Source organism: Methanobrevibacter sp. (assembly GCF_045646045.1).
GTDB lineage: Archaea > Methanobacteriota > Methanobacteria > Methanobacteriales > Methanobacteriaceae > Methanocatella.
Genome location: NZ_JAZRJY010000162.1, coordinates 1 through 26834, shown reverse-complemented (window position 1 = coordinate 26834; position 26834 = coordinate 1). Strand labels below are relative to the sequence as shown.

The window sequence follows — 26834 nt, the reverse complement described above, 5'->3', positions numbered from 1 at the left end:
AAAAAATCATATTTTTTTCATTAATTCTGTCAATTTTAGTATCTGTTGGTATTGTAAATATGCCTATATTAATTAAAATTTTTCTAGCTTAAAATTATTTTTGAAAACTTATGGGATGTGAATAACATTCATTATTTTTTTAATATTTTCATCATTCGTCTAAAAGGGGGGTTTAAAAAAACATGTATGTAAGTAATTACATGCGGAAAATAATATATATTACTTTAATAATCAAAAGGAATAATTTTAAAGGGTTGATAAAAATGAATTTCAAAGTGATTATTATTTCAATATTATTATTGGTTTTATCAGTAACTGCCGTTTCAGCTACTGATTTTGATAATAATTCTGTAATGGAATCGTCTGATGTTGATGATTCTAGTATTGGGGACTTTTTTGCACAATCTTCACAGCTTCAAGATTCAAAGGAGTTAAATGCTTCAACAGGTACTTTTAATCAACTTCAATCACTGATAGATAATGCATCGGAGAAATCTGTTTTGGACTTAACTATGGATTATAAGGGAAGCAAAAATTCCAAAATAAAATTAGATAAAGATTTAACAATCAACGGTAATGGCCACACAATAGATTGTTTAGATAAAGAGGGATGTATTGCATTTTACTCAAGTAGCGGAACTATAACCTTAAAAAATCTTAAAATAATCAATGGACATCATGATTGCAAGGAAAATTATGTCCGTACTTATGGTGGTGCTATTTACATTGCCGGTACCGCAAAGTATATAATTGAAAATTGTACATTTGAAAATAATTTAAATTGGGTCGAGTGCTCTGGTGGGGCAATATACAATGGTGCATCTAATACACTCACAATCAAAGATTGTACATTTAAATCTAATGATGTAAAAAGGGTTAATACTAAAATTGCTTCTGATGCTAACGGTGGAGCAATATTTTCTGTGGGCCCATTGAATATTGAAAATTCAAAATTTATGTCTAACCTGGCTTTTGATAATGGTGGTGCAGTATACGCTTGTGATACATTAAATATTTTTAATTGTATATTTGAGTCTAACGAGGCCAGTGTGGATTACGGTGGTGCAGTACATTCTAAAGGGAATGTAAAAATTGTAAATTCCACGTTTAAAAATAATTTTGCAAAAGCGCGTGGCGGAGCACTTTACGCCGAGAAAGATGCGATAATAAATACCTGTGTATTTGAATCAAATAAAGTTGATGGAATGATAGGTGAGGATTCTTTTGGTGGTGCTATAGTGTGTACTGGAGCATTATACATCAATAATTCAACATTTAACGATAATTATGCTGATGACTATGGTGGAGCAATAGTTGGTAAAGACATATATATTAATTTTGACCAGAATCCTGATCAATCTTTCAGTTCTTTCTTTATTAATAACAAAGTTGATGACGATATTGCCGGAGCAATACGTGCTAAAGGCAGTCTGTATATCAAAAATACAGTATTTTCGGGCAATAAAGCATATGTTGATGGTGGTGCGATTTACGCAAATGATGATGTGAATGTGAATCATTGTTTGTTTGAATCCAATGAAGCATCTGGTGCTTTATCTCAGTGTTATGGTGGTGCAATTCGCTCTAAAGGTGATGTGTTTGTAGAAAGTTCCACATTTAAGGATAATTATGCTGAAGATTATGGTGGAGCGATTTATGCAAATAATGTATATATAAACCTTAAGCAGGCTAATCCTCAAACTTTCAGTTCTTTCTTTACCAACAATAAAGCATCGGATAATCAAGGTGGAGCAATCTATGCTAAGGGTTATGTTAAAGCATTTAATGCAGTATTTTCAGGTAATAAAGCTGATATTGATGGTGGTGCAATTTATTCAGAAGATGATGTAACTGTGAATCATTGTTTGTTTGAATCCAATAAAGCATCTGGTGCTTTATCTCAGTGTTATGGTGGTGCAATCCGAGCTGATGATGTGTATGTAGAAAATTCCACATTCAAAGATAACTATGCTGAAGACTATGGCGGTGCGATTTATGCTGATTCTGTATCTATAAATGTTAATCAGAATTGTAATCAAGCTTTCAATTCATTCTTTATCAATAATAAAGCAGGAGATAACAAAGGTGGTGCGATTTATGGTGATGATGGTAATATTAAAGCAGTAAATACAGTATTTTCAGGCAATATTGCACTGGTTGATGGTGGTGCTATCTATGGAGATGACAATGTATATGTCACACATTGTTTATTTGAAAATAATAAAGCGGATGGAGCTAAAATAATGTCCTGTTATGGAGGTGCATTCCGTGCACAGGATAATGCAGTTGTTGACAATTGTACATTTAGAAATAATTATGCTGAAAATGAAGGTGGTGCAATTTATGCAGATACTTTAATTTTAAGAAACACTTCTGTTTTTGAAGGCAACACCGCTAGAGATTATGGTGGTGCGATTTGGGTTAATACATTTAAAGAAGATGTTAAATATAATATTTTCATAGGCAATAAAGCTAAAAAAGAAGATGGTGGTGCTATTTACATTGATAATAAAAATAATGTCGTATTTTCAAGTAATGTCTTTATAAACAATACCTGTGGAGATGAAGGCGGTGCAATTTATGGCGATGATAATGACTTTAAGATAAGCTTAAAATATAATATTTTCATAGGTAATAATGCTGGAGATACCGGAGATTCAGTATATATCTGTGGCCAGTATAAGGAAATAATTAATAATTATTGGGGCGGAAAAAACCCTACTAAGAAAAACGGGCAGTTGATTGAATGGATGCCTTTATTTGTTCCAAATGAACATCATGTTGATAGTGATCCTCTAACAATGGTTTTAGTAACTGATGGTTCTGCTATTATGGGTCAAACTGTTACTGTAACACTAATGTTCAATAAATCTGATGGAACCCCATGCACCGGTCCAATTTTAAATGATGCGGTTGTTTTCAATGTATCTAATGCTAAAATAATTAATAAAATGTCTAATGAATTTTCCGTTTCTATAGATTTAATTCCAGAAGATGTGGGGTCATTTGAGGTTTCTGCAAATTGGTATGGCATATCTGTTTCAGAAACATTTCGTGTATATGATGGTAAAATCACAGATTCAGATATTAATAGATTATTACAGCGGATATCAGACTTAAAAAATTCCTCTTAATGGAATTTAATTTCAAAACAAAGAGTTGATGTTTCACTTAATTCCAAAAATCATGTGGAATATACTGATGAGAATGTGGGGATGCAAGTGTATTCATTGACACTTTGCCCACTTCTTTTGGAATGCTTGAACTATCATCAATAGGACTGTAGCAATCACAGTTTTATCATCAATTTATTCTTCAGTTAATGGCATTAGGCATTTTAGTCTTGAAAAAATTTAAAAATTAAGTTATTGTTATTGTTATTAGTTGTATTTAGAAACATTATATGAAATTAAATATTTTTATTAATAATAAAAAATATATTTAATAATATTATTTTTACTTAATTATTTTTAGGAGAAAATATATGTCAAATGAAGAAATTCCTAAAGACTATGATTTTAAAAAAGAAAAAGAATGGGAGCAAAAATGGGAAGATGAAGACATCTACAAATACATTGGGGATGGATCTCGTCCTAGATATGTAATTGATACTCCCCCACCATACCCAACAGGTTCAATTCATTTGGGCCATGTTTTAAATTGGGTTTATATTGATATGAATGCAAGATACAGAAGACAAAAAGGCCATGATGTATTATTCACCCAGGGATGGGATTGCCATGGTCTTCCGACTGAAGTAAAAGTAGAGGAAACTCATGGAATCAAGAAAAATGATGTTTCCCGTGCTAAATTCAGAGAGTATTGTGTTGATTTAACTACAGATAATATTGCTAAAATGAAAGCACAAATGCAGGCAATGGGTTATTCACAGGACTGGACTCGTGAGTTTGTAACAATGACTCCGGAATACATGAAAAAGACCCAGTACTCATTTTTAAAAATGTATGATGAAGGATTGATTTATCAGGGAATTCATCCGGTAAACTGGTGTCCTCGTTGTGAAACAGCTATTGCATTTGCAGAAGTAGAATATAGTGATAACACTACATTTTTAAACTATGTTAACTTCCCTCCTGCAGTAGATGATTCTTATGAGGATATTGTATCTTCACAGGCTTCAGGTAAACAGGCTGATCCTAAAGAAGAGGGCATCTTAATTGCAACAACCCGTCCTGAACTAATGTCTGCTTGTGTGGCTGTTGTAATTCACCCTGAAGATGAAAGATATGCTCATTTATTAGGCAAATATGTTGAAGTGCCTCTATCACATCAAAAAGTAAAAATCATTGCAGATGAAGAGGTAGATCCTGAATTCGGTACAGGTGCAGTAATGATTTGTACCTTCGGGGATAAAACTGACGTAAGCTGGGTTCAAAAATATGATTTGGAAATCATTAATGCAATTGATGAAACCGGTACATTAACCAAAGCTGCCGGCAGATATGAAGGAATGGATTTACAAAGCTGTAAAAAACAGACTATTGAAGATTTGGACAGTGAAGGTTACTTATTGAAACAGGAACAGGTAGACCAAAATGTCGGTCAGTGCTGGAGATGTAAAACTCCTATTGAGATTCTTGTTAAAAAGCAATGGTTTGTAGCTGTAAGGGATTTAATTGAAAAAACCAAAGTTGCAGCAGATGAAATGAACTGGGTACCTGAACATATGAAATCCCGTATGATTAACTGGGCAGATTCAATGGAATGGGACTGGTGTATTTCAAGACAAAGAATATTTGCAACTCCAATTCCTGTCTGGTACTGTAAAGACTGTGGAAAAGTAATATTGCCTGATGTTGAAGACTTACCAATTGATCCAACTCAGGATAAACCTAAACATGCTTGTGAATGTGGCTGTGAAGAGTTTATTCCTGAAGAAGATGTGCTTGATACATGGATGGATTCATCAATTTCACCGCTATCCATTGTAGGATGGCCTGATGAAGATTACATCAATCATTTCCCATCAAACATCCGTCCGCAAGGACACGATATCATCCGTACATGGGCATTTTATACAACCCTAAGATGTTTGGCATTAACTGGCCAAAAACCGTTTGACGATATTGTAATCAACGGTATGGTATTTGGTGAAGATGGAAATAAAATGAGTAAATCAAGACCTGAATTTGTTGTCGGACCTGAAGAAGTCATTGAACAGTATGGTGCTGATGCATTGAGAACCTGGGCAGCCAACAGCGTACCTGGATCTGATGTGCAGTTTGACTGGAAAGAAATCAAGCACGGATACAGATTCCTCAGAAAATTCTGGAATGCATTCAGATTCATCAGCATGCAGATTTTTGATGAGGAAATATCATACGATGATGTTAAAGATAATTTAGGACCACTGGATTTATGGATTTTATCTAAATTAAACAGTTTGAATGTTAAAGTGGATAATGCATTTGCTCAATATAACTTTGCTGAAACGATAACATCCATTGAAAGATTCTTCTGGCATGATTTCTGTGACGAATATATCGAAGCTGTAAAATACAGATTGTACAGTGATGTAAGTGATGAATCAAGAAAAGCTGCAAAATACACTTTAAGAACAGTTGTTGAAACTTCACTTAAATTGCTTGCTCCAATCGTACCGTTCTTTGTTGAAGAGGTTTACCAGTACTTTGGCGATGAGTCAATTCACACCACTTTATGGCCTGAAGTAACTGAAGAGTTAATCAGTGAAGAGTTTGAAACAAAAGGAGATAATACTGTTGATTTAATTGATGAAGTCAGAAGATTCAAATCCGCTTCAAAAATACCTTTAAATGCAGAACTTGCTGAAGTTAATGTCTATACTACTGACAGTGACTTAATTAACATCTTTGAAGAGTTTGCAGATGATATTGAAGGTACTTTAAAAATAAAAGATTTAGCTATTAAATCCGGAAAACCTGAAGTTCATGAAAAAATCATTGAAGTTGAACCGGACATGTCTCAAATCGGACCTAAATTCAAAGGTGATGCAGGTAAAATCATCGGTTATTTAAAATCAACTCCATTGGATGAAATTGATTCTGTTTTAAGTGAAAATCATGAATTGGCTATTGATGATTTGATAGTCGGTGAAGACATGTTAAATATTAAAAAAGAGATTGTAGGTGCATCTGGTAAAAAGGTTGATATCTTGCAATCTGAAAATTTAGATATGATTTTAGAAGTAATAAGATAATATTACTTCTTTAAATTACTTTTTTTGTATTAAATATTTCGTATTTTTCATTCTTTAAATTGGGTGTTTTTAGAATAACTAATGTAAATCGTATATTTCAGTGGAAACACTTTTTATATGTTGTAACAATTTTTATTTCTCATTTCAATCATATTTTTAAGGTATTGGATAAAAAACAGATACTATGGATTATATTTTCATTGATGAATCTGGAGAATTAGGAAAACAAACAAATCATTTTGTTTTTGGTGCTATCATTATTGATGATCCTAAAAAATTAGATAAAATAATCAAATCAACTAGAAATAAATATAAAAAACAGTTAGGTAATGTTCCTGAGATAAAAGGATATACAACAAATAATTATGTCATAAAAAAGACATTGATGAAACTTAACACTACTAATTGTAAAGTTGTAGGTATCATCTTTGATAAGAAAAATATTTGCAAAATAAATGCTCCTGATTATAATCTATTATATGACACATTAGCTTCTTATTTGGCTGATGAAATTGAAATAAATAATTCTACTTTAATTGTTATTGATAAATGTAAAAATAAAGAAGAAGAAATGATTAATTTTAATAACACTTTTATATCTAATCTAAATAACTCTAAAAACTATCCAATTCATATCAAACATGCTAATTCAATGAATTATAAGGGTTTACAAATGGCTGATTTAATATCTTGGTCAATTTTTCAATGTGTAGAAAAAATAACACTGAATTCATTAATTTAATTCAAAATAAAACTTTAAAAAGAGTATATGAAGAATGAAGAACCTACTGCCACCTAATTGACCATAATACATTATGGAAAGTCGTCACCTGCGGCGACAAGGACATGTAGGCTAAACCTCAAAGAGGATTTTACCTTCCAATCTTTCATTTAGTGTATATATAAATTACTATTTAAATGTTTCTAAATCTATTAAATTAAAAGACATTATTGAATCATTGGGTAAAAAGATTGATATCTTGCAATCTAAAAGCTTAAATATGATTTTAGAAGTAATAGGAGAATATTACTTCTTTAAATTACTTTTTTTTTTAAATTATTTGGTTTATTTGCATCAGATATTTTTTTATCTCATTTAAGTTAGAATTACTATAATAGATGCTATAATAGTAATTTGCCAATGATACCAACTATTTAGTCAAACAATTCTATAAAAAGAGTTGTAGGGTGAGATTGAACATACATTTCTGTATGTGGTGATGCGTTAGTGAAAGCATGTTTGAACCTCTCACCATATTATGATTCACATGAGCCTATTTTAATTATTTTAAATCTCACCCTATTCTCCTAATGGTTAAACCATTAGACTTAAATGTTGAATTTCGGTATATGATTGGACATCAATTAAGATGTCAATTTGTTTTTATGGTTATCTATCTATATAAAGCTTGTTGAGCTCATTGATAAATATTGTTTTCACTGATAAATATTGTCTTCATTTATAACAAAAAGTATTTAAAGGGTTTTAGAAAGCGCATAGGTAAAATTTATTATTTATTTTATCCATACTTTTAAATAGATAAAATGAAACTTAAGGTAAAAAATATTTCTAACATTGGTGGGGTCGTAAAAGCTCCTCCTTCTAAAAGTTATTCTCACAGAGCTGTTATTTTAGCATCACTTGCAGAGGGTACTTCCAGATTATATGATATGCTATTTTCTGAAGATACTTTGGCTTCCATTAGAGTATGTAAAACTTTAGGAGCTAAAATTACTAAAACGGATGATTATTTGGAAGTTATAGGTGCTGGTGGAAAATTGCATAATTCAAGTGATGAACCAATTGATTTGGCTAATTCAGGCACCACTCTACGTTTGATGACTAGCGTTTCCAGTTTATCTGATAATGATGTTATTTTAACTGGAGATGATTCTCTGCAAACTCGTCCAATGGATTTATTAATTGGTGCTATTAGAAATTTAGGAATTGAAGCTAAATCAATCAACGATAATGGCAAGGCGCCAATTTTAATTAAACCGGGTTATGATGGTGGCGAAACTAATATTTCAGGCAGTGTTAGTTCACAATATATTTCATCAATTCTGATTTCTTCTCCATTGTCTGATAATGGTGTTACTTTATTTGTCCTTCCTGAGTTTAAATCCCGCCCTTATGTTGACATGACTTTGGATATCATGAAAAAATTCGGTGTACGTGTTTTGAAAGGGTTTTATGTTAAGCATGATGATTGTACAAAAGAACATAAGACATGTCGCATCGATGAGTTCAAAGTAAAAAAACAGCAGTATAATGCTTGTGATTATACTGTTGAAGGTGATTATTCTTCCGCTTCTTATTTGCTTGCATGCATTGCTATTAACGGAGGTCATGCAAAGATTTTAAATTTATTTAAGAATTCTAAACAGGGAGATAAATTAATATTGGATATTTTAAAAAGAATGGGTGCTGATATCACAGTTCATGAAGATTATGTTGAGATTTCATCTGATGGAAAACTTAAAGGAATTGATGTTGATTTATCCAATGCACCGGACTTGCTGATTACTGTTGCAGTTCTTGCCGCAATGGCTGAGGGAACTACTAATATTACTGGTGTTAAACATGCAAGAGTTAAGGAAACAGACAGGATTGATACTACCTGCAGACAGCTTGAAAAACTCAACTGTAAGTTGGAAGAGTTTGAAGATGGAATGAGCATTACAGGCGGTGTTTCTTCAGGAACTGTTGATTCATGCGGTGACCATAGGTTGGCTATGGCATTTTCATTAATTGGTCTAAAACATGATATTGAGATTATAAATGGGGAAGTTTTTGATGTGTCTTTTCCTAATTTCATTGAATCCATGGCAGAAATTGGTTTTGAATTAGAGTTGGTGTAAATGAGTAAAACTGATAGAGTTATTAAAATTGTTGAAGAATTGAATAATGTTTTTGAAATTAGAGTTTTTTTAGACCATGATCCTTACAAGGTTCTTGTTAGAACCATTTTATCTCAAAGGACTCGTGATGAAAATACTGATCAGGCTACTAACAATTTATTTTCAAAATATAAGGATATTTATGAAATTGTAGAGGCTCCGACTGAAGATGTTCAGGAATTAATTAAGCCAGCTGGTTTTTATCGTGTTAAAGCAGGCCGTATTCAGGAAGTTTCTCAGATTTTGATTGATCAGTATGGTGGCGAAGTACCGGATACTTTGGAAGAACTTGTAAAACTTCCTGGTGTTGGGCGTAAAACTGCTAATTGTGTTCTTGTTTTTGCTTTTGAGCTTCCAGCTATTCCCGTTGATACACATGTTCACAGGATTTCAAACAGGATGGGTTTGGTTAATACTAAAAATCCTGATGAAACTGAAATTGAATTGTCTAAAATCGCTCCAAAAGAATTATGGATTAAATTAAATGATTTGATGGTTCAGTTCGGACAGAATATTTGCAAACCAACTTCACCTCAATGTGAAATGTGTCCCGTCAATTATCTTTGTGATTATGATGGAAGTTAATTTTTTTAGAAATATTTATATATAAAAACTTTGTTATATAACTATGGTTATAATTAAAATAACTATTGTTATAATTTTTAAATAACCATAAAAAATTAGGAGATAAAACTATGGTAAATGTACCTGAATTAAAAAGAGGAGTTTTAGATAGTGTTGTTGATGCTATTGGTAATACTCCTATCATAAAATTAAATAATCTTACTAAAGATTTAGACGCTGAAGTAGATGTTAAAATGGAAGCTTTCAATCCAACAGGTAGTGTTAAAGATCGTGTTGCTGTTGCAATGATTGAAGATGCAGAAGAAAAAGGTTTATTAAATAAAGATTCAGTAATTGTTGAACCAACCAGTGGAAATACTGGTATTGGACTTGGTTTTGCAGCTGCTGCTAAAGGTTATAAATTAATTTTAACAATGCCTGAAACAATGTCTATTGAAAGAAGAAAATTATTAGCTATTTTTGGTGCTGAAATTGTATTGACTCCAGGTTCTGAAGGAATGGGTGGAGCTATTGCAAAAGCTAATGAAATTGAAAATGAAAATCCAAACGCTATAATTTTAGGTCAATTTGACAATCCTGCTAATGTGGAAATTCATGCTAAAACAACTGCTCAGGAAATATTAAGAGACACTGAAGGAAATGTTGACATTGTTGTTTCTGGTGTTGGAACTGGAGGAACAGCAACTGGAATTGGTAAAGTTTTAAAACAAGAAGTTCCTGGTGTTAAAATTGTTGCTGTTGAACCTAAAGACTCTCAAACATTAGGAAAAGGAGAAAAAGGACCTCATAAAATCCAAGGTATTGGTGCAGGTTTTGTTCCTTCTATTTATGATGCTGAAGTTATCGATGAAATTTTTCCTGTTGCAAATGAAGATGCAGGAAACACTTTACTTGCATTAGCTAAAGAAGAAGGTATTTTTGCAGGTATTTCCTCTGGTGCTGCTACTTTTGCTGCATTGGAATTAGCTAAAAGAGAAGAAAATAAGGGAAAAAGAATCATTGCTATTTTACCTGATAATGGTGAAAGATATCTTTCAGTTGATTGGTTATTTGAGTAAGTACATAATTCGTGTTTAAAATTAACATTTATATAACACCTATTATAATATAACATAATATATATAAATTTTTATTATATCGTGGAGTTTATAGATGTTAGAGAGATTTAAAGATGAAATTAACGCAATCAAGGAGAAAGATCCTGCTGCAAGGAGAACTATAGAGATTTTTTTATGCTATCCTGGTGTGTGGGCATTGTTCATGCATAGGATTAGTCATTTTCTCTGGAATCATTCTTTAAAACTGCTTGCTAGAATGAATTCTACTTTGGCAAGATTTTTGACTGGTATTGAAATACATCCCGGTGCTCAAATTGGTAGAAGGGTTTTCATTGATCATGGAATGGGAGTTGTTGTCGGTGAAACAACAATTGTCGGTGATGATGTGTTAATCTATCAGGGTGTTGTTCTTGGTGGTACAACAACCCAAAAAACCAAAAGACATCCTACAATTGAAAAGGGTGTAATTATCGGTGCCGGTGCTAAGGTCATGGGTAATATTACTATTGGTGAATATTCTAAAATAGGTACTGGGGCTGTTGTTTTAAAGGATGTTCCTCCTGAATCAACTTGTGTTGGTATTCCTGGAAGAATTGTCAGATGTAAAAATAAGCGCCATGTTGTAGATTTGGAACACAATAAATTGCCTGACCCTGTTGCTGGAGCAATTAAGTCATTAGAAAGTCAAATTAAACAAAATGAAGAATTAATAAAAATTTTACTTGAAAAACATGATTTATGTTTAACTGATCAGATTGATGATGAAAAAACTTATGGAGACTTATTAAGTAAAGATGGTGATAAATCATGAAACCGCCTTGTGAAATTGTTGTATGGTATGTAATACCGGCTATTAGATCAGAATTAGCTAAAGAATTGTTAAATCTGGGGATGAAACAAAAAAATGTTTCTGAACTTATGGATATAACTCAGCCTGCTGTTTCTCAGTATATTACTGATAAAAGAGGAAGCGGGATAAAATTAAATGAAAATGTTAGAACTATGGTAAAAGATTTTGCCTTTGAATTGTCTACAGGTGAATCTAAAAAAGCAGATTTGATTCCAAGAACATGTCAAATATGTAAATGTGTGGAAACTGCTGATGTATTGGAACAACTCGGTATAAATACAGACGATCTTAATGAAGATTGTCAATCTTGTATTGGATCAGAGGCAGAATAGTAAAATATTGGAATTTTTAGTAATGTTTATATACTATTAAAGTATAATATCTTATTATACTTTAATTTTTATTGGCAAGTTAACCGAGTGGCTTAGGTGCGTGGCTGCAGACCATGAAACAGGGGTTCAAATCCCTTACTTGCCTTTATATAACTATTTTTTTGAGGAATTTTTTATGAATATTTACTCTACATTAACTCGTAGTAAAGAAAATTTTGAAACCATAAACAAAAATCGTGTAAATTTATTTGTTTGTGGACCTACCGTTTATGATGATGCTCATATTGGTCATGGAAGAACTTACATTTCTTTTGATACAATAAAAAGATATTTGGAATATTCTGGATATGCTGTTTTTTATATTCAAAATATCACTGATATTGATGATAAAATAATTAACAGGTCAAAAGAATCAGGAATTCCTGCACATGATATAGCTAGGAAGTTTGAAAAAAGATACATTGAAGACATGACTAAATTAAATGTCACAGGCGTTAATTTATTCGCAAGAGCAACTGATCATCTTGATGAAATAATAGACCAAATTCAAAGATTAATCGATAAAGGATTTGCTTATGAAACTGATGACGGAGTTTACTTTGAAATTGAAAAATTTGAAGAATTTGGAAAATTATCAAATCGTAAAATTGAAGAATTAGAATCCCATAGGGAATTGGCTGAAACTACAAAAAGAAATGAACAGGACTTTGCATTATGGAAAAAAAGAGATAATGATGATGAACCTGTATTTTCTTCTCCATGGGGTGATGGAAGGCCAGGATGGCATATAGAAGATACTGCAATAACTGAATACTACTTTGGTGAACAGTATGATGTTCATGGTGGAGGACTAGACTTGATTTTCCCTCATCACGAAGCTGAGATTACTCAAATGGAAGCAGTCAGTGGCAAATCTCCAATGGTAAGATACTGGTTACATACAGGATTTTTAAATGTAAATGGAGAAAAAATGTCTAAATCCCTGCATAATTTCATTACTATCCGTGAATTGCTTGAAGACTGGGATGCAGATACATTCAGATTCTTTGTTTTATCAACTCACTACAGAAGTCCTATTGATTTTTCAAAAGATTCTCTTCATCAATCTGAAAAAAGTTTGGAAAAGATTAAAAAATTCTATTCTGCATTGGATGTTGAAGCAGATGATGTAGAATCCGATTTGGAAGCATTAACCGAAGCTCATGATGAATTCTTTAATAGTATGGATGATGATTTCAATACTCCTAAAGCTATTGCTGCAATATTCAAATTAATTACTGCAACTAAAAATGAAGAATTGGCTGAAAATGATAAAATAGCTATTAAAGCATTTTTAGATGATGTTTCTAAAATATTGGGTGTAGACTTCTATTTGGAAGAAACTTCAGCAGGTTCAGATGATTTATTTAATTTAATTTGTGATGTAAGGGCTGATTTAAGAGCAGCAAAACAGTATGAATTATCTGATAAAATACGTGATGAGTTAAATAATTTAGGTTATGAAATAAATGATTAGAAAAGGAGATTAAATCTCCAATTCTTCTATTTTTTTAAGTGCATCTTCAAGACCTTCGCCTTTTCCACCAGCACCTCTTGCAATTATTGTTTCAATTACTTCCATTCCCATATATCCAAATGGCATTGTGTTCATTGAATTGATGTATGGATCAAATGCGTCTCCAGGATTTGCCTGGGTAAATACTGAAATAACTTTGGTACCCTCAAGAGATCTTTCAGGGTTTTGTGAAATCATATAGAATCTGTCAATAACTGTTTTGGCTTGTGCAGTAATTTGGCCGTAGTATATTGGACTTGAAAAGATCAGTAAATCTGCATCTTCTATTTTTGCTATAATGTCTCTTGTATCATCGTCTTTTACGCAGTCTCCTTTTTGACAGCCTAGACATGCATTACAATATCCTAAGTTCATATCATTTAGATATATTACTTCTGTTTCACCATCAATTTTCTCAACTAGTTTGTTCACTAGTATGTCACAGTTTCCTTTTTTACGAGGACTTCCTATTAAAGCAACAGTTTTCATATAAATACTCTCCTATGAATTAATTTTGTTTTATTTTTACTTAAAATTTTTGAAAATATAACAATGCTTATATACTATAATAACAGATGTTATATTAGTATAACACTGTTTATTTTTATTCCTAACCAAAAATTTTGGTTAACCAAAACATTTATATATAAAAAATAACTATTGTTATATTGTCATTATAACATATGACATATTTTTTAGAAAAATTGATTAAGGTGATTATTAAATGAGTAAAAAAGATTATGGTTTAGCAACTTTGGGTGTAAGAGCTGGCCAGCAACCAGATCCGGTTACTGGTGCACAGGCTGTCCCAATTTATCAGACAACTTCGTATGTATTTAAAGATTCAGATGAAGCTGCAAGACGTTTCGCCCTTCAAGAATTTGGTCAAATATATTCAAGACTTACAAATCCAACTAGTGATGTATTTGAAGCAAGAATTGCTGCTATTGAAGGCGGTAATTCAGGTCTTTCAACATCCAGTGGTCTCGCAGCAATTACATACGCAATATTGAATGTTACCCAACCTGGAGACAACATTGTTTCAGCTGATAATTTATATGGTGGAACTTACCAATTGTTTGACTACACTTTAAAAGATTTAGCAAGAGAAGTCAAATTTGTTGATTCTCAAGATTTGCAAGCTTTTGAAGATGCAATTGATGAAAAAACCAAAGCTATTTACTGCGAATCAATAGGTAATCCAAAATTGGATGTTCCTGATTTTGAAGCATTGGCAGAAATTGCTCACAGTCATGACATTCCATTGATTGTCGACAACACTGTTGGTGTGGGTTTAGTAAGACCTTTGGAACATGGTGCTGATGTAATTGCAGCATCTGCAACAAAATATGTTGGCGGACACGGTACTGCCGTTGGAGGATATATTGTTGACTCAGGTAAATTCAACTGGGGAAACGGTAAATTCCCTAACTTTACTGAACCAGATCCAAGTTATCATGGATTAGTATTCTGGGATTCATTTGGCGATGTGCCTGAACTTGGAAACCTTGCATTTACAGTAAGAATTAGAGCAAGATTGTTAAGAGATATTGGAGCTACCCAAGCACCTGTACACAGCTTTATTTTCTTACAAGGTCTTGAAAGTTTGGATGTACGTGTAAAAAGACATTCAGAAAATGCTTTAAAAGTAGCAAAATTCTTAGAAGCTCATCCAAAAGTTAAATGGGTAAATTATCCTGGATTAGAATCACATCCAACATATGAAATTAATAAGAAATACTTGAAAGATAACTTTGCAGGTATTTTAGGATTTGGTGTAGAAGGTGGAGAAGAAGCTGGTAGAAAAGTTATAGAACATTTAGAATTATTCTCAATTCTTGCAAATATTGGGGACGCTAAAAGTTTAGCTATTCATCCAGCAAGTACCACTCATCAACAATTAACTCCAGAAGAGCAAGCATCAACTGGTGTAACTCCTGATTTCATCAGATTGTCTATTGGTCTTGAAGATGTTAATGATTTAATTGATGATTTAAGTCAGGCTTTAGATAAGCTTGACTAGGTTACCTTTTATTCACATAAAATTTATATAAAATAAGGTTTTAACGTATAAAAAAACATTTGGGGATTAAGAATGTATTTAGATAACTCAGCAACTACACAAGTCAGTGAAGCTGTCTTTGAAGAAATGAAACCATATTTCACAGAAGAGTTTGGAAACCCTTCCACTCTTTATGGAATTGGTCGTGAATCAAAAAAAGCGTTAGAATTAGCTCGTCAAAGAGTAGCTGATGCAATTAATGCAAAACCTGAAGAAATTATCTTTACTGGTGGGGGATCAGAATCTGATAATTTAGCTGTTAAGGGTATTGCCTTTAAATTAGCCAAAAAAGGAAAACATATCATTACAACAGATATTGAACATCCTGCTATTAAAGAAACTCTTCACTTTTTAGAATCACTTGATTTTAAAGTTACTTATTTGCCAGTTTATGAAAACGGTATAATAAAAATTGAAGATTTAAAAGAGGCTATTACTGATGAAACCATTTTAATTACTGTAATGCATGCAAATAATGAAATTGGAACACTACAGCCAATTGAAGAGATTGGTAAAATTGCTCGTGAAAAGGGCATTAAATTCCATACTGATGCAGTTCAAAGTTTCGGTAAAATCGAAGTGGATGTTGAGAAATTAAATGTTGATTTACTTTCTTTATCCTCCCATAAAATTAATGGTCCAAAAGGTGTTGGAGCTTTATATATTAAAAAAGGAACTCGTGTTGTCCCACTTATACATGGTGGTGGACAGGAAAGAGGTATTAGAGCAGGAACCGAAAATGTTCCTGGTATCGTTGGATTTGGAAAAGCATGTGAACTTGCAGTAGCTCAATTGGATGAACACTATGAAAAATTATCTGCAATTAGGGATGAATTAATTGAAAAAGTTTTAACTACAATCCCTGAAGCTTACTTAAATGGTGATGTAGAAAATAGATTACCGAATCTTGTTAACTTCAGATTTAAAGCTATTGAAGGAGAATCATTAATTCTTTTACTTGATGCTAAAGGTTATCAGGCTTCAACAGGTTCTGCATGTTCATCAAATAAATTGGAAGCATCTCCAGTATTGACTGCATTAGGATTGGATCCTGTTGATGTTCATGGATCCTTAAGGATTTCCCTATCTCCTGAAAGTGATGTTTTTGATGTCGATGAATTTGTGGATATGGTTGCTGAATCAGTTAAAAGATTAAGACAGATGTCTCCATTATGGAATCAAGAGTTAGATTATGATAATATAATGTGTAAAAAACACAGTGATACTTGTAAGAGGTGTTAAACATGGATTATTCAGAAAAAGTAATGGATCACTTTGCAAACCCTAGGAATTGTAGATTAATGGAAGATGCAAATGGTGTTGGAACTGTAGGAAACCCAACCTGTGGAGATTTAATGACAATTTACATTAAAGTTAATGATGATGACGTAATTGAAGACATTAGTTTCCAAACTTTTGGTTGCGGAGCAGCAATTGCAACAAGCAGTATGATTACCGAATTGGCTGTTGGTAAAACTTTGGATGAAGCATTAGCTATTTCAAGAAATGATGTAGCAGAAGAACTTGATGGACTCCCTCCTATTAAAATGCATTGTTCAAATCTTGCTGCCGATGGTCTTCAAGCTGCCATTGAAAATTATCGTGAAAGCAATCAATAGTAATATATATCTTAAAAAATAAAGTAACTTTAAAATTTAAGGAGATGTATATTATGGCAAAAATATTAAAATGCGATGATTGCGGAAGTGTTATTCAAGTTTTTGTTGAAGATGACGGCGATTCATGTGACACTCACATGTTTGAATACCCTCAACAAACTGAAGGTGAAAAATCCCCTAAACACAAACCGGTTGTTGAAATTGATGGAGATAAAGTAACCGTAAAAGTCGGTGAAGCTGCTCATCCAATGGATGATGACCACTATATTCAATTTTTAATTGTTGAAGCTGGTCCTGAACAATATGCAAAATGCTTTAAACCAGGTGATGTTGCAGAAGCAACTTTCACAGTAAACTCTACAGACGATATTAAAGCTTTAGCATTCTGTAATTTACACGGGCTCTGGTCCAGTGAATAGATTTTAAGAATTTTTTTCTTAAAATTTTTCTATTTTTTTCATAACAAAGTTTTAATAGTATCTTTTTTTATATATTATATTGTGTCTAATTATAGTAAAGTGATAATTTTTATTGTTATTTTAATCGTTTTTGCAGGTGCAGTAATTTATTTACATGGTTCTGAAAGTAATATGAACAGTTTAATGCCTGATGTTGGTTCAAGCATTACTGGTGGTGATTCAGACTATAATACTGCTGTCGATTTATTAAATAATAAAAATTATAGTGAAGCAAAAAATAGGGCTATTTCAGCCGGAAATAATTATAATCAGAGTATTAAACTATTGTCAAGTATTAAAGATAATTTTACTCCGGATATTAATGATGTTCATAAAAATTATATTAATACAGTATTAAAAGAGCTTGAACTTAAATCCAATGCTACTCATAATTTGATAATATCTATTGATTATTATAAGGACCATAAAAATAGTACTGGTAATGAGTATTCTTCTCAAGCTAATAATTATATGAATAAAGCATTAGAATTCCAAAATGCAAGAAATAAATTAGTTAAAGATAACCCTAATTATTTTAAATGAGGTTTTTTTTATGAAAAAGAATTGTCCAAAGTGTAACGGTTCTGGATCTATTGTTGTAGATTATAAAGAATGTTCTAGTTGTGGGGGAACTGGTTATGAAGAAGACTCTTTTGATGTTGGAAATCATTTCAAAGGAGTAAATAATAATGCTAGAGCAAAATTTGATTTAGGTGCAGAACAGGATATTCCATGTGAAGTTTGTAACGGAAAAGGCCAAGTTGAAGTTTATGAAGAATGTAGCTATTGTAATGGAACTGGCCAGATTAATGTTTGTAGAGATTGTGGAAAACCTTTAGATGAAAAATATGATATATGTGCCGAATGTGGAGCTAAACGTAAGGAAGATAAAATGAAAAGAAAAGAAGCTGAAGAAAAACGTATTGCTCGTGAAAAAGAAGTTAAAGATGTTTATATTTTGGATCCATTAGTTCAAATGAGAGATATGGATCGTGATAAATTATATAAAGGTAAGATTACTAGAATTGAAAAATATGGTGCATTTGTTACATTAAATAATAATGTCTGGGGATTGATGAGAGGAGAAGTCTCAGGTTATAATGTTGGTGAAGAGGTAATTGTATTCATTACTTCCATCAAATCAAGAGAAGGTAAAATAGACTTTGCTCCAGCTTATGTTAGAAATCATCGTATTATTAAATTAACAAAATCCATCCCACGTACTGTTGTTGAAGATTTAGAAAACAAAATGGGTAGAATGGTTCGTATTGATGGTGAAGTTTTACAGGTTCAGCAAACATCCGGCCCTACAATTTTCATCATAACCGATGAAACTGGCGTAACCGAAGTGGCTGCTTTTGATGAAGCAGGAGTTAGGTCTTATCCTGAAGTTTCAGAAGGGGATGCTGTTGAAGTTTTAGGTGAAGTTAATCAGCATGGTGGAAAAACACAGATTGAGTCATCTTCAATGGTAAAACTTGAAGGAACTAAAAAAGATGATATTTTAAAATTAATTGATGATGCATTAAATGAAAAAGCTAAACCTGAAGATGTCGAATTCTTGGTCAAAAGTGATATTTTAAACAAGCTTAAACCTAAGATGAGGGAGGCTGCTCATAAAATCAGAAGAGCAATTCTGGATGGAAGGACCGTTTTGCTTAGACACCATAATGATGCCGATGGAATATGTGCTGGAGTAGCTATGGAAAAAGCTGTTGTACCGTTAATTGAAGAAATAAATCCTAGTAATGATGCTCAATATTATTATTTCAAACGTTCTCCATCAAAAGCTCCGTTTTATGAACTTGAAGATGTTGTAAAAGATTTATCCTTTGCTTTGGAAGATCAGGAAAGGCATGGTCAGAAATTACCATTGATTGTCTTATTGGATAATGGTTCAACAGAAGAGGATATTGTTGCATTGATGCAAGCCAAAATATATGATATTGAAGTTATTGTTATAGACCATCACTCACCGGGTGATTTATTGACTGTTGATGAGGTGGATGGTGAAATTGTTGGAGCTACAGTTGCCGTTGATGAATATGTGGATACTCATGTAAATCCATATCTTGTTGGTGGGGATTCACAGTTGACTGCAGGAGCCTTGGCGACAGAAGTTGCCCATATTGTAAATCCTGAAGTTAAAGAATTAATTCAACATTTGCCTGCTATTGCAGCATTGGGTGACCGTGCAGAATGTGGTGAAGTTTATCAATATCTGGAACTTGCTTATGAGAAAAACTTTACAAAAGATCATTTGGCAAAAGTGGCTGAATGTATTGATTTTGAATCATACTTCTTAAGATTTATGAATGGTAGGGGAATAATGGATACTATCCTTGCCGTTGATAATTTTGATAAGCATTATAAAATGATAGATGCTTTATATGCTGAATATGAAAAGAGAATTGATACTCAACTCAAAGCTGTACTGCCTAATATTAAAAAGACACAACTGGAAAATGGAATTTACTTCAATCTAATAGATGTGGAAAAATATGCGCATAAATTTACATTCCCTGCTCCCGGAAAAACATGCGGTTTTGTCCATGATAGGATGATAAAGGAACTCGGTGAAGACAAGCCTATTGTTACATTAGGTCATGGTCCTGATTTTGGTGTATTCAGAGCTACTGATGCAGTAAATGAAGAGTTTGGATTTAATGTTAATGATATTGTTTCAAATCTGACTGTCAAAGTTCCTTCTGCAGGTGTTGATGGTGGAGGCCATGAATGTGCAGGTTCTGTAAAATTTATTGAAGGATTAGGTGAGGATGTTTTATTTGAGATTGTAAATGAAGTAAAATCTTTATCTAAGATATAAATTTGATGTTTATGGATTTTTGGAATTATTGTCCCAATTGTGGAAAAAGATTAGTGCCTAATGAAGAAATTTGTAGTGTCTGCGGTATCAAAACAATTTCTTTAAAGGATGATGAAAGCTATATTTTTTCTCCTTCAATCCATAATATTGGCTTTTTTAATTTTAAAATTGATTTTTCACCATATATTAATATTAATACTGATTTTCAATATGATATCTGCGTTTGTGGTTATTTAAATGAAATTAATAATGAGTTTTGCTATCATTGTGGAGTAAGACGCTCCAGCAGCGGTATATTAAAACGTATTAAAAAAATTGAAAGACCAAAATTTAATATGGATAATATTGAAGTTAACACAGATATTATTTGTGAATGCGGTGCTTTAAATTCTCCTGATAGTGAATTTTGCGATATGTGTGGTCGTAAGCTGCATGAAGAAGAAATTGATGATGAAAAGTACAGTAATTTTTATATTGAAAATGATAATCCTATTTTTTGTGTTTGCGGTAAGGAAAATTCTGAAGATAGCCAGTTTTGTCAAAACTGTGGCCTTCCTTTAGATAGCTATGAGTATATTGATGATATTAAAGTATTGTGTGTTTGTTCCGTTTTAAATGATGTAACTGCTGATTTTTGTGTTGAGTGCGGTAATCCTTTAGCTGAAGAAGCTACAGAAATTATCTGCATTTGCGGCACCAGAAATAGTATTGATGAATTGCGCTGTTCTTCATGCCAAAAACCTTTGAATCAGGAACGGATTGTAAAATCTAAAATTGTGTGTGATTGCGGTAAAATAATAGATTTTAATTCAGAATTTTGCCCTAATTGTGGTAATAATGTTAAAAAAATCATCAGGCGTAGAAGAAATTTTTCTAAAACTTTTGATGCTGTTAAAAATGTGTGGAAAGGTGTTTAAATGAAAAATTGTGAAGTTTGTGGTACTTTAAATTTTAAAAAAAATAACTATTGTACTCATTGTGGTTGTAGGATAGTTGAAGAAAACATCTGCCCATTCTGTGGTGAAAAGAATTCTGATTCCAGTGAACTTTGTATAAATTGCCATAGACATATCACTCCTATAGCTATTGATAGTTTTCAGGATTTGTTCACAGATCATTATTTTTCTTTATTGGTGAATCCAAATTTCACTGTTAGCGATTATTTGAATATTTTAAATAGAATTTTTAAAAAGTTGGATTATGTCGAACTTACCGGTACTCCTAAAGAGAAAGTATTGCAGATTGCAAATGCTTTTACAAGTGTTATTCCTGTTTCTAGTGGTGTCGTACATGGAGAGTATGCAGTTCAGTATATTTTTTATGATGACCGTTTGGATGAAAGCTTTCAGATTTCCACAATTATACATGAATTAGCTCATTTCTTATTATTCGATTTAACTGTTAATATTTTATGTGAAATATTTGATGTTAAAGCTTCTCCGGTATTAAAAAGCTTTGTAGAATATGTTTTTGTAAGTTCTGAAATTAAAATAACCAATGAATTTTATGCACATACTGTTGAAAATAGATATATTCCTATGGAATTCCAGAGATTCAATTCCTTTTTTCAATGTGTTAACGATTTAGGCATTAGCGAAGAAGAGAGTCAAATTTTCATTCAGTTAGCTAATTCCTATGCTCGCGATATTATTTATTTTTTAGACAAGTATATTGATGAAGATTTAAGGGAATCTATAAAATTGCAGTTTAAAATAGACATGGTCGAGCCGAAAAACAATATTTATGCTGATTTTACTAAAGATTTGGTTGGCTATGATGAAAAAAATAATATGTTCATTGGTTTTATGGCGATTTATTTTGAAATGTTATATAATAATGAAGAAGCAATTGAAGAGTTAGAGCATACAAAAAATAAGTTTGAAGATATTTAATCTTCTTTATCTTTTATTGTATCTAATACTTCTTTTCCGGTGTCGGTTAATCGGTATAATCTTCCTTTACGAGCTTCTTCATTAATGCATTCAACAATTTCTTTATTCTTAAGTTCACTTAGTACTTTTGAAATGTGATTTGTTCTAATACCACTATCTTTAGCAATGTTTGTTGGTATTTTTACGTCATCACCTATAGACTTTAATGTTTTTTCCCTATATTTTGAGATTTGAACATAAGATGTCAATTTCAAAAGCTCGTCATTTTCTTTACTCATATCTTTTATTTTATTTTTTCTAATATAAAAGATTTTAGAATTTTTACATATTTCGACTATTTTTCATGTTCATTTTAGATGAATGATGTATAATAATGTACATTCAATTTTATTACTAAATTAATTGTTATTTGTGTTTAAAATGCTAATTATTTAAAATTATTTCACTATTTTTAAAAATATATAATATTATTATTTTATTTTTTTTATATTTTATTAAACATTGTTTAAAAAAATTTTAAACACAATAAATATATATCATTGTAATATAAATCCAACATGTTTTTTTAATGTGAATTAAAAATTAATAGAAATATATAATTAGTGTATAACATAATAATTTATTATATATATTAACTATTCGATATGGATATTATGAAATGTGACAGTTGTGGTTTTGAAAATAAAGATTCTGCAAAATTCTGTAGTAAGTGTGGAGTATCACTGGAAGTTGCACCAACACCCCCAGAACCTAAAAATAGTAATTCTAAGGTTGTTATTGCACTTTTAATTGTAATAATTGTTGTTTTGGCTGCAGTAATAGGTTATTTTGCACTGGCCAATAATGCTTTTGGCAATAATTCTCAAGCTCAGCCTGCATCCGGAAGTGCAAACAGCAGCAATACTTCTTCTAGTGGTGAAAGTTCTCAACAGGTTAACACTTCAGAATCTTCTTCCTCTTCAAGTCCTACTAAACAGTGGGTGCTTATAGGAAGTTATTCTGGATCGGGCAGTGGTACTAAATCAATTAATGTTCCTGCGGGGGAAATAATGGTTAAAATATCAGCATATCCTATTAAAAATTATGCAACAAATCATTTGCATGTGTCAGGATCTAACGGACAATCCTGTGGAGTTGATTGGGGCTCACATAGTGATGTAGAAACAAGATCTGATTCTGTATCTTATACATCATCCTCTCCACAAACATTTACAATTGATTACTATGAAACTGTAAGTTGGCAAGTAGACTTCTATAGATATCAATAGTTTTTAATTCAAGTGATTATCCAATCACTTTTCTTTTTTTAGATTTTCAATAGATATATTAATCTATAATAAAGTAAATAATAACATATTAGTTATAGTTTAAAATTATCATATGTTTATTATGTGGTGATTCATATTTTTAATTGTTCAAATTGTATATGTTGGTGATATTGTGGGGAATTATATAAAAGTATTTTTTTCTCTTTGTTTATTGTTATTAATACTTCCAGCTTGTTTTGCAAGTGATGATGTGGATTTAAATAATACATTAAGTATATCTGAAGTAAATGATTATGTTTTAAGTGAGAATGATGGTTATAATCATATATATGTTAATGCTTCGGCTAGTGGTGTGGGTAATGGTTCAAAAGAGTCTCCTTATAAGGAATTATCTAGTGTAAATTATGTATTTAGAGAAAATACTGTTGTCCATATTGCTGATGGTTATTATAAATATAATTACAATGATTCTGGGGATATTAAGAATGAAATGCTCATTATTTCTAATGTGAAATTTATTGGGGAAAGTGCGGAAAATACAACTGTTGACTTTAATGGAAGAGGAATATTTGCTTTCATTGAGTGGAATCCAAATATTTATTTTAAAGATATGAAATTGTTTAATACTTCTGTTAATTTAATTAAAGGTCGTAATGATCAAACACAGGTTGGCGGAACACTTGAAGGAGAGAATTTGATTTTTGATAGTGCAAAATCTATTGCATTTAATGGTGCATTTTATATTGGTGGTGCAATTAGCTGTTCAGGTAACTTGAAATTAACCAACTGTATCTTTAAAAATAATACTGCTGACCGTGGAGGTGCAATCTTTTCACTGATTGGTGGAGAGTTAATAAATTGTACTTTTATTAATAATAAAGCGCGATTTGATGGGGGTGCAATATTCACTCCAAATAATCAAATGCTTGTTCATGATTCTAAATTTATTAATAACACTGCTTCAAGAGAGGGCGGTGCTGTTTATTCGATGGCAAATCTTTTATTAAACAATTCTGATTTGAAATATAATAATGCTTATTGCGGTGGTGCGGCTTATATTGTTAATACTCAATTAGTAATACTTAATTCAAATTTCACAAATAATTATGCAACCTCTTATGGTGGAGCAATAATTTCTACAAATAGTCCATATTTCTATATGAGGGGAGCTAGATTTGTTAATGATACTTCCAATTCCTCTGCTGGTGCGGTTTATTCAATATATTCAAAAAATCATTTTTATGATTCAGTATTTGTAAATTGCAGTTCGTTAATAGGTGGTGCAGTTTGTGATTTACATTCTTCATCAATATATTCAAATCTAAATTTCACAGATAATATGGCAACTGAAGGCGGTGCAGTTTATAAAATGTACAATACTACTTCAATCAGTGGTTCAACATTTAATTCAAATAAGGCCATTGAAGGTGGCGGTTTATATGTTGACCAAATTTTTTCAGCTATTTTAACTAATTTGACTTTTAATAACAATATTGCTGATTATGGTGGAGACATTTATTGTTTGGGGGATGCGAAAAATATTAATGCGACTAATGTTGGTTCACCTGATGCATTTAATTTGGCATTTTTAGATTTGAATCAAAAAGCAGGAGACTATAAGATTTTTGAAATTGATGATGCTCCGGTTGTTCTTGATAGTAGATATGATATGAGGGATCATTATAATCTTACTGAAGTTAAAGATCAGCTTGAACAGGGTAATTGTTGGGCATTTGCTGCGATTGCTGCTTTAGAATTATCTATATTAAAAGCCAACGGTACTGCTTATAATCTTTCAGAAGAGAATTTAAAGAATATAGTTGCCAGATTTTCTGATTATGGTAATTTTGAATCCATACCTAATTCCGGCGGAAACTTATTCATGACAATTGGTTATTTGGCCAGTTGGTTGGGTCCTATATATGATGAGTATGAGATATATTCCCCAAACCCATTATCTTTATTATATAATCCTATAACACATGTTCAAAATATTGTTTTCCTTCCAAGGACGTCATTTACAGATAATGATAGGATTAAGGAAGCTATTGTAAAATATGGTGCTGTTGTAACTAGTATGTTTTATTCAGATAATTATCTTGCTGGTGATAAAGTATCCTATTATGCAAACGGTGAAAATTTACAGACAAATCATGATGTAGTAATTGTTGGATGGGATGATAATTATCCTAAAGAGAACTTTAAATCAACACCTCAGGATAATGGGGCTTTCATTGTTCGTAATAGCTGGGGACCAAATTGGGGTGAAAATGGTTATTTCTATGTTTCTTATTATGACTTGTACTTTTCAAGGGTAGGCAATATTTTTCAACCTGCATTTGCATTTGTTTTAAATGATACTAATCATTATGATAAAATTTATCAATATGAGATTCAAACTTCAAATCGGGCCACAGTACAGGCACCTATTAACACTTTGGGTATTGGAAATTCATTCCGGGCTGAAAGTGATGAGTTAGTGTCTGCAGTTTCAACTTATTTTAGTGATGATTCAAATTATACTATTTCAATAGTTGTTAATAATCAATTAAAACATTCACAACAAGGAAATACTACTGCAGGATATTTCACTATTCCTTTAACCAAATATGTTCCTGTTAAAAAAGGTGATGTTTTTGATGTCGTGTTTATTATAACTAATTTACATAACCAAAAGCCTTTGTTGCATTTCTTTGAATATTCTAAAAATTCACGTTTTGCTCAAGGAGGAATATCTTTTTATTCTGATGATTATGGTCAAAATTGGTATGATGCTTTTAATAAACTCAAAGGGGTAATTCCAATAAAAGGATTTACTAAATATGGAAAATTAAATACTACAATTGAAGTTAGTGGTTGGGATTGTGATTGGATTGTTAACAGGGATGTTGCTCTTCAGGTTAGAGTGAAAGATCAGTATGGTGATTATATTAATGATGGAAATGTAACATTTTTAATTGATGGTGAAGCTTTTACTGTCAACTTAGTTGATTTTGCCGCTAATAAGACAGTTTCATTTGCTCAAAAAGGAGAACATAATATTACAGTTTTATTTAACGCTGATTCTTATTATTATCCTTCAAATGCCACTAAGTTAATTGAGGCCCATCCTCTCAGTACTTCTTTGTCTTTGTCTTTGAGTAATGATACTTTACTGGTTGGTGATTCTTTAACTGTTACTGCTGTTGTCAATGCTACTCAGGGTAAAGTTAGTTTCTTCCTTAATGG

At 31.7% G+C, this 26834-nt stretch carries 21 protein-coding genes and 1 tRNA gene; 20 read left to right on the top strand and 2 right to left on the bottom strand.

Features of this window, described 5'->3' with window-relative positions; translation table 11 throughout:
- Positions 1-263: 263 nt before the first annotated feature.
- The 10 genes from ACKI5C_RS10740 to cysS all read left to right on the top strand — a co-directional run bounded on the left by ACKI5C_RS10740 (position 264) and on the right by cysS (position 13441).
- On the top strand, positions 264-3134 hold the full coding sequence (locus ACKI5C_RS10740) for a right-handed parallel beta-helix repeat-containing protein (RefSeq protein ID WP_407433107.1): 2871 nt from the start codon (positions 264-266) through the stop codon (positions 3132-3134).
- Positions 3135-3484: 350 nt separating this feature from the next.
- Complete coding sequence (locus tag ACKI5C_RS10735; protein WP_407433106.1) at positions 3485-6199, top strand: valine--tRNA ligase; 2715 nt, start codon at positions 3485-3487, stop codon at positions 6197-6199.
- 184 nt (positions 6200-6383) lie between these two features.
- Entirely contained in the window at positions 6384-6941 is a 558-nt protein-coding gene (locus ACKI5C_RS10730; RefSeq protein WP_407433105.1) for a DUF3800 domain-containing protein, read from the top strand.
- 803 nt (positions 6942-7744) lie between these two features.
- Positions 7745-9061, top strand: a complete 1317-nt coding sequence (gene aroA, locus ACKI5C_RS10725; RefSeq protein WP_407433104.1) for a 3-phosphoshikimate 1-carboxyvinyltransferase — start codon at positions 7745-7747, stop codon at positions 9059-9061.
- The gene (gene nth / locus ACKI5C_RS10720; protein ID WP_407433103.1) at positions 9062-9685 is read left to right on the top strand and encodes an endonuclease III; all 624 of its coding nucleotides are present in this window, start codon (positions 9062-9064) and stop codon (positions 9683-9685) included.
- A gap of 110 nt (positions 9686-9795) precedes the next feature.
- A complete protein-coding gene (gene cysK / locus ACKI5C_RS10715) occupies positions 9796-10743 on the top strand; it encodes a cysteine synthase A (protein ID WP_407433102.1) in 948 nt (315 codons plus the stop codon).
- Between the two features lie 94 nt (positions 10744-10837).
- On the top strand, positions 10838-11554 hold the full coding sequence (cysE, locus tag ACKI5C_RS10710) for a serine O-acetyltransferase (RefSeq protein ID WP_407433101.1): 717 nt from the start codon (positions 10838-10840) through the stop codon (positions 11552-11554).
- Positions 11551-11925 (top strand): transcriptional regulator, encoded by a 375-nt coding sequence (locus tag ACKI5C_RS10705; protein WP_407433100.1) that lies wholly within the window; start codon positions 11551-11553, stop codon positions 11923-11925. The genes cysE and ACKI5C_RS10705 overlap by 4 nt, the downstream gene beginning before the upstream one ends.
- A 73-nt stretch (positions 11926-11998) precedes the next feature.
- Positions 11999-12070 (top strand) — tRNA-Cys (locus tag ACKI5C_RS10700).
- A 30-nt stretch (positions 12071-12100) separates the two neighbouring features.
- A complete protein-coding gene (gene cysS, locus ACKI5C_RS10695) occupies positions 12101-13441 on the top strand; it encodes a cysteine--tRNA ligase (RefSeq protein ID WP_407433099.1) in 1341 nt (446 codons plus the stop codon).
- A 9-nt stretch (positions 13442-13450) separates the two neighbouring features.
- Here cysS and ACKI5C_RS10690 read toward each other — a convergent pair whose 3' ends face one another.
- Positions 13451-13969 carry a flavodoxin family protein gene (locus ACKI5C_RS10690; RefSeq protein WP_407433098.1) on the bottom strand — a complete coding sequence of 173 codons (519 nt, stop codon included), beginning with the start codon at positions 13967-13969 and terminating at the stop codon, positions 13451-13453.
- Positions 13970-14204: 235 nt separating this feature from the next.
- On the opposite strand from ACKI5C_RS10690, the gene ACKI5C_RS10685 reads away from it, so the two are divergent.
- The 8 genes from ACKI5C_RS10685 (at position 14205) to ACKI5C_RS10650 (ending at position 22338) form a co-directional block, all read left to right on the top strand.
- Positions 14205-15503, top strand: coding sequence for an O-acetylhomoserine aminocarboxypropyltransferase/cysteine synthase family protein (locus ACKI5C_RS10685; RefSeq protein ID WP_407433097.1), 1299 nt, complete (start codon positions 14205-14207; stop codon positions 15501-15503).
- Between the two features lie 72 nt (positions 15504-15575).
- Positions 15576-16784 carry a cysteine desulfurase NifS gene (nifS, locus tag ACKI5C_RS10680; protein ID WP_407433096.1) on the top strand — a complete coding sequence of 403 codons (1209 nt, stop codon included), beginning with the start codon at positions 15576-15578 and terminating at the stop codon, positions 16782-16784.
- A 2-nt stretch (positions 16785-16786) separates the two neighbouring features.
- Complete coding sequence (gene nifU / locus ACKI5C_RS10675) at positions 16787-17161, top strand: Fe-S cluster assembly scaffold protein NifU (protein ID WP_407433095.1); 375 nt, start codon at positions 16787-16789, stop codon at positions 17159-17161.
- Between the two features lie 53 nt (positions 17162-17214).
- Positions 17215-17580, top strand: a complete 366-nt coding sequence (locus tag ACKI5C_RS10670) for a desulfoferrodoxin family protein (protein WP_407433094.1) — start codon at positions 17215-17217, stop codon at positions 17578-17580.
- Between the two features lie 81 nt (positions 17581-17661).
- Positions 17662-18162, top strand: a complete 501-nt coding sequence (locus ACKI5C_RS10665) for a hypothetical protein (RefSeq protein ID WP_407433093.1) — start codon at positions 17662-17664, stop codon at positions 18160-18162.
- A 10-nt stretch (positions 18163-18172) separates the two neighbouring features.
- Complete coding sequence (locus ACKI5C_RS10660; protein ID WP_407433092.1) at positions 18173-20446, top strand: DHH family phosphoesterase; 2274 nt, start codon at positions 18173-18175, stop codon at positions 20444-20446.
- 11 nt (positions 20447-20457) lie between these two features.
- The gene (locus tag ACKI5C_RS10655; protein WP_407433091.1) at positions 20458-21363 is read left to right on the top strand and encodes a double zinc ribbon domain-containing protein; all 906 of its coding nucleotides are present in this window, start codon (positions 20458-20460) and stop codon (positions 21361-21363) included.
- Positions 21364-22338, top strand: coding sequence for a zinc ribbon domain-containing protein (locus ACKI5C_RS10650; protein WP_407433090.1), 975 nt, complete (start codon positions 21364-21366; stop codon positions 22336-22338). It begins immediately after the preceding gene.
- Here the strand turns inward: ACKI5C_RS10650 and ACKI5C_RS10645 are convergent.
- Positions 22335-22616 carry a winged helix-turn-helix domain-containing protein gene (locus tag ACKI5C_RS10645; protein ID WP_296794825.1) on the bottom strand — a complete coding sequence of 94 codons (282 nt, stop codon included), beginning with the start codon at positions 22614-22616 and terminating at the stop codon, positions 22335-22337. The genes ACKI5C_RS10650 and ACKI5C_RS10645 overlap by 4 nt on opposite strands.
- 366 nt (positions 22617-22982) lie before the next feature.
- On the opposite strand from ACKI5C_RS10645, the gene ACKI5C_RS10640 reads away from it, so the two are divergent.
- Both ACKI5C_RS10640 and ACKI5C_RS10635 read left to right on the top strand, forming a co-directional pair.
- Complete coding sequence (locus ACKI5C_RS10640; protein WP_407433089.1) at positions 22983-23606, top strand: zinc-ribbon domain-containing protein; 624 nt, start codon at positions 22983-22985, stop codon at positions 23604-23606.
- 172 nt (positions 23607-23778) lie between these two features.
- Positions 23779-26834: C1 family peptidase (locus tag ACKI5C_RS10635; protein WP_407433088.1), on the top strand; the 3056-nt coding region annotated here is incomplete at its 3' end.

What these genes read in the sequence shown, in the direction of transcription:
- ACKI5C_RS10740 (WP_407433107.1), top strand. Translation starts at nt 264, where the DNA reads ATGAATTTCAAAGTGATTATTATTTCAATATTATTATTGGTTTTATCA.
- ACKI5C_RS10735 (WP_407433106.1), top strand. Translation starts at nt 3,485, where the DNA reads ATGTCAAATGAAGAAATTCCTAAAGACTATGATTTTAAAAAAGAAAAA.
- ACKI5C_RS10730 (WP_407433105.1), top strand. Translation starts at nt 6,384, where the DNA reads ATGGATTATATTTTCATTGATGAATCTGGAGAATTAGGAAAACAAACA.
- aroA (WP_407433104.1), top strand. Translation starts at nt 7,745, where the DNA reads ATGAAACTTAAGGTAAAAAATATTTCTAACATTGGTGGGGTCGTAAAA.
- nth (WP_407433103.1), top strand. Translation starts at nt 9,062, where the DNA reads ATGAGTAAAACTGATAGAGTTATTAAAATTGTTGAAGAATTGAATAAT.
- cysK (WP_407433102.1), top strand. Translation starts at nt 9,796, where the DNA reads ATGGTAAATGTACCTGAATTAAAAAGAGGAGTTTTAGATAGTGTTGTT.
- cysE (WP_407433101.1), top strand. Translation starts at nt 10,838, where the DNA reads ATGTTAGAGAGATTTAAAGATGAAATTAACGCAATCAAGGAGAAAGAT.
- ACKI5C_RS10705 (WP_407433100.1), top strand. Translation starts at nt 11,551, where the DNA reads ATGAAACCGCCTTGTGAAATTGTTGTATGGTATGTAATACCGGCTATT.
- cysS (WP_407433099.1), top strand. Translation starts at nt 12,101, where the DNA reads ATGAATATTTACTCTACATTAACTCGTAGTAAAGAAAATTTTGAAACC.
- ACKI5C_RS10690 (WP_407433098.1), bottom strand. Translation starts at nt 13,969, where the DNA reads ATGAAAACTGTTGCTTTAATAGGAAGTCCTCGTAAAAAAGGAAACTGT.
- ACKI5C_RS10685 (WP_407433097.1), top strand. Translation starts at nt 14,205, where the DNA reads ATGAGTAAAAAAGATTATGGTTTAGCAACTTTGGGTGTAAGAGCTGGC.
- nifS (WP_407433096.1), top strand. Translation starts at nt 15,576, where the DNA reads ATGTATTTAGATAACTCAGCAACTACACAAGTCAGTGAAGCTGTCTTT.
- nifU (WP_407433095.1), top strand. Translation starts at nt 16,787, where the DNA reads ATGGATTATTCAGAAAAAGTAATGGATCACTTTGCAAACCCTAGGAAT.
- ACKI5C_RS10670 (WP_407433094.1), top strand. Translation starts at nt 17,215, where the DNA reads ATGGCAAAAATATTAAAATGCGATGATTGCGGAAGTGTTATTCAAGTT.
- ACKI5C_RS10660 (WP_407433092.1), top strand. Translation starts at nt 18,173, where the DNA reads ATGAAAAAGAATTGTCCAAAGTGTAACGGTTCTGGATCTATTGTTGTA.
- ACKI5C_RS10655 (WP_407433091.1), top strand. Translation starts at nt 20,458, where the DNA reads ATGGATTTTTGGAATTATTGTCCCAATTGTGGAAAAAGATTAGTGCCT.
- ACKI5C_RS10650 (WP_407433090.1), top strand. Translation starts at nt 21,364, where the DNA reads ATGAAAAATTGTGAAGTTTGTGGTACTTTAAATTTTAAAAAAAATAAC.
- ACKI5C_RS10645 (WP_296794825.1), bottom strand. Translation starts at nt 22,616, where the DNA reads ATGAGTAAAGAAAATGACGAGCTTTTGAAATTGACATCTTATGTTCAA.
- ACKI5C_RS10640 (WP_407433089.1), top strand. Translation starts at nt 22,983, where the DNA reads ATGGATATTATGAAATGTGACAGTTGTGGTTTTGAAAATAAAGATTCT.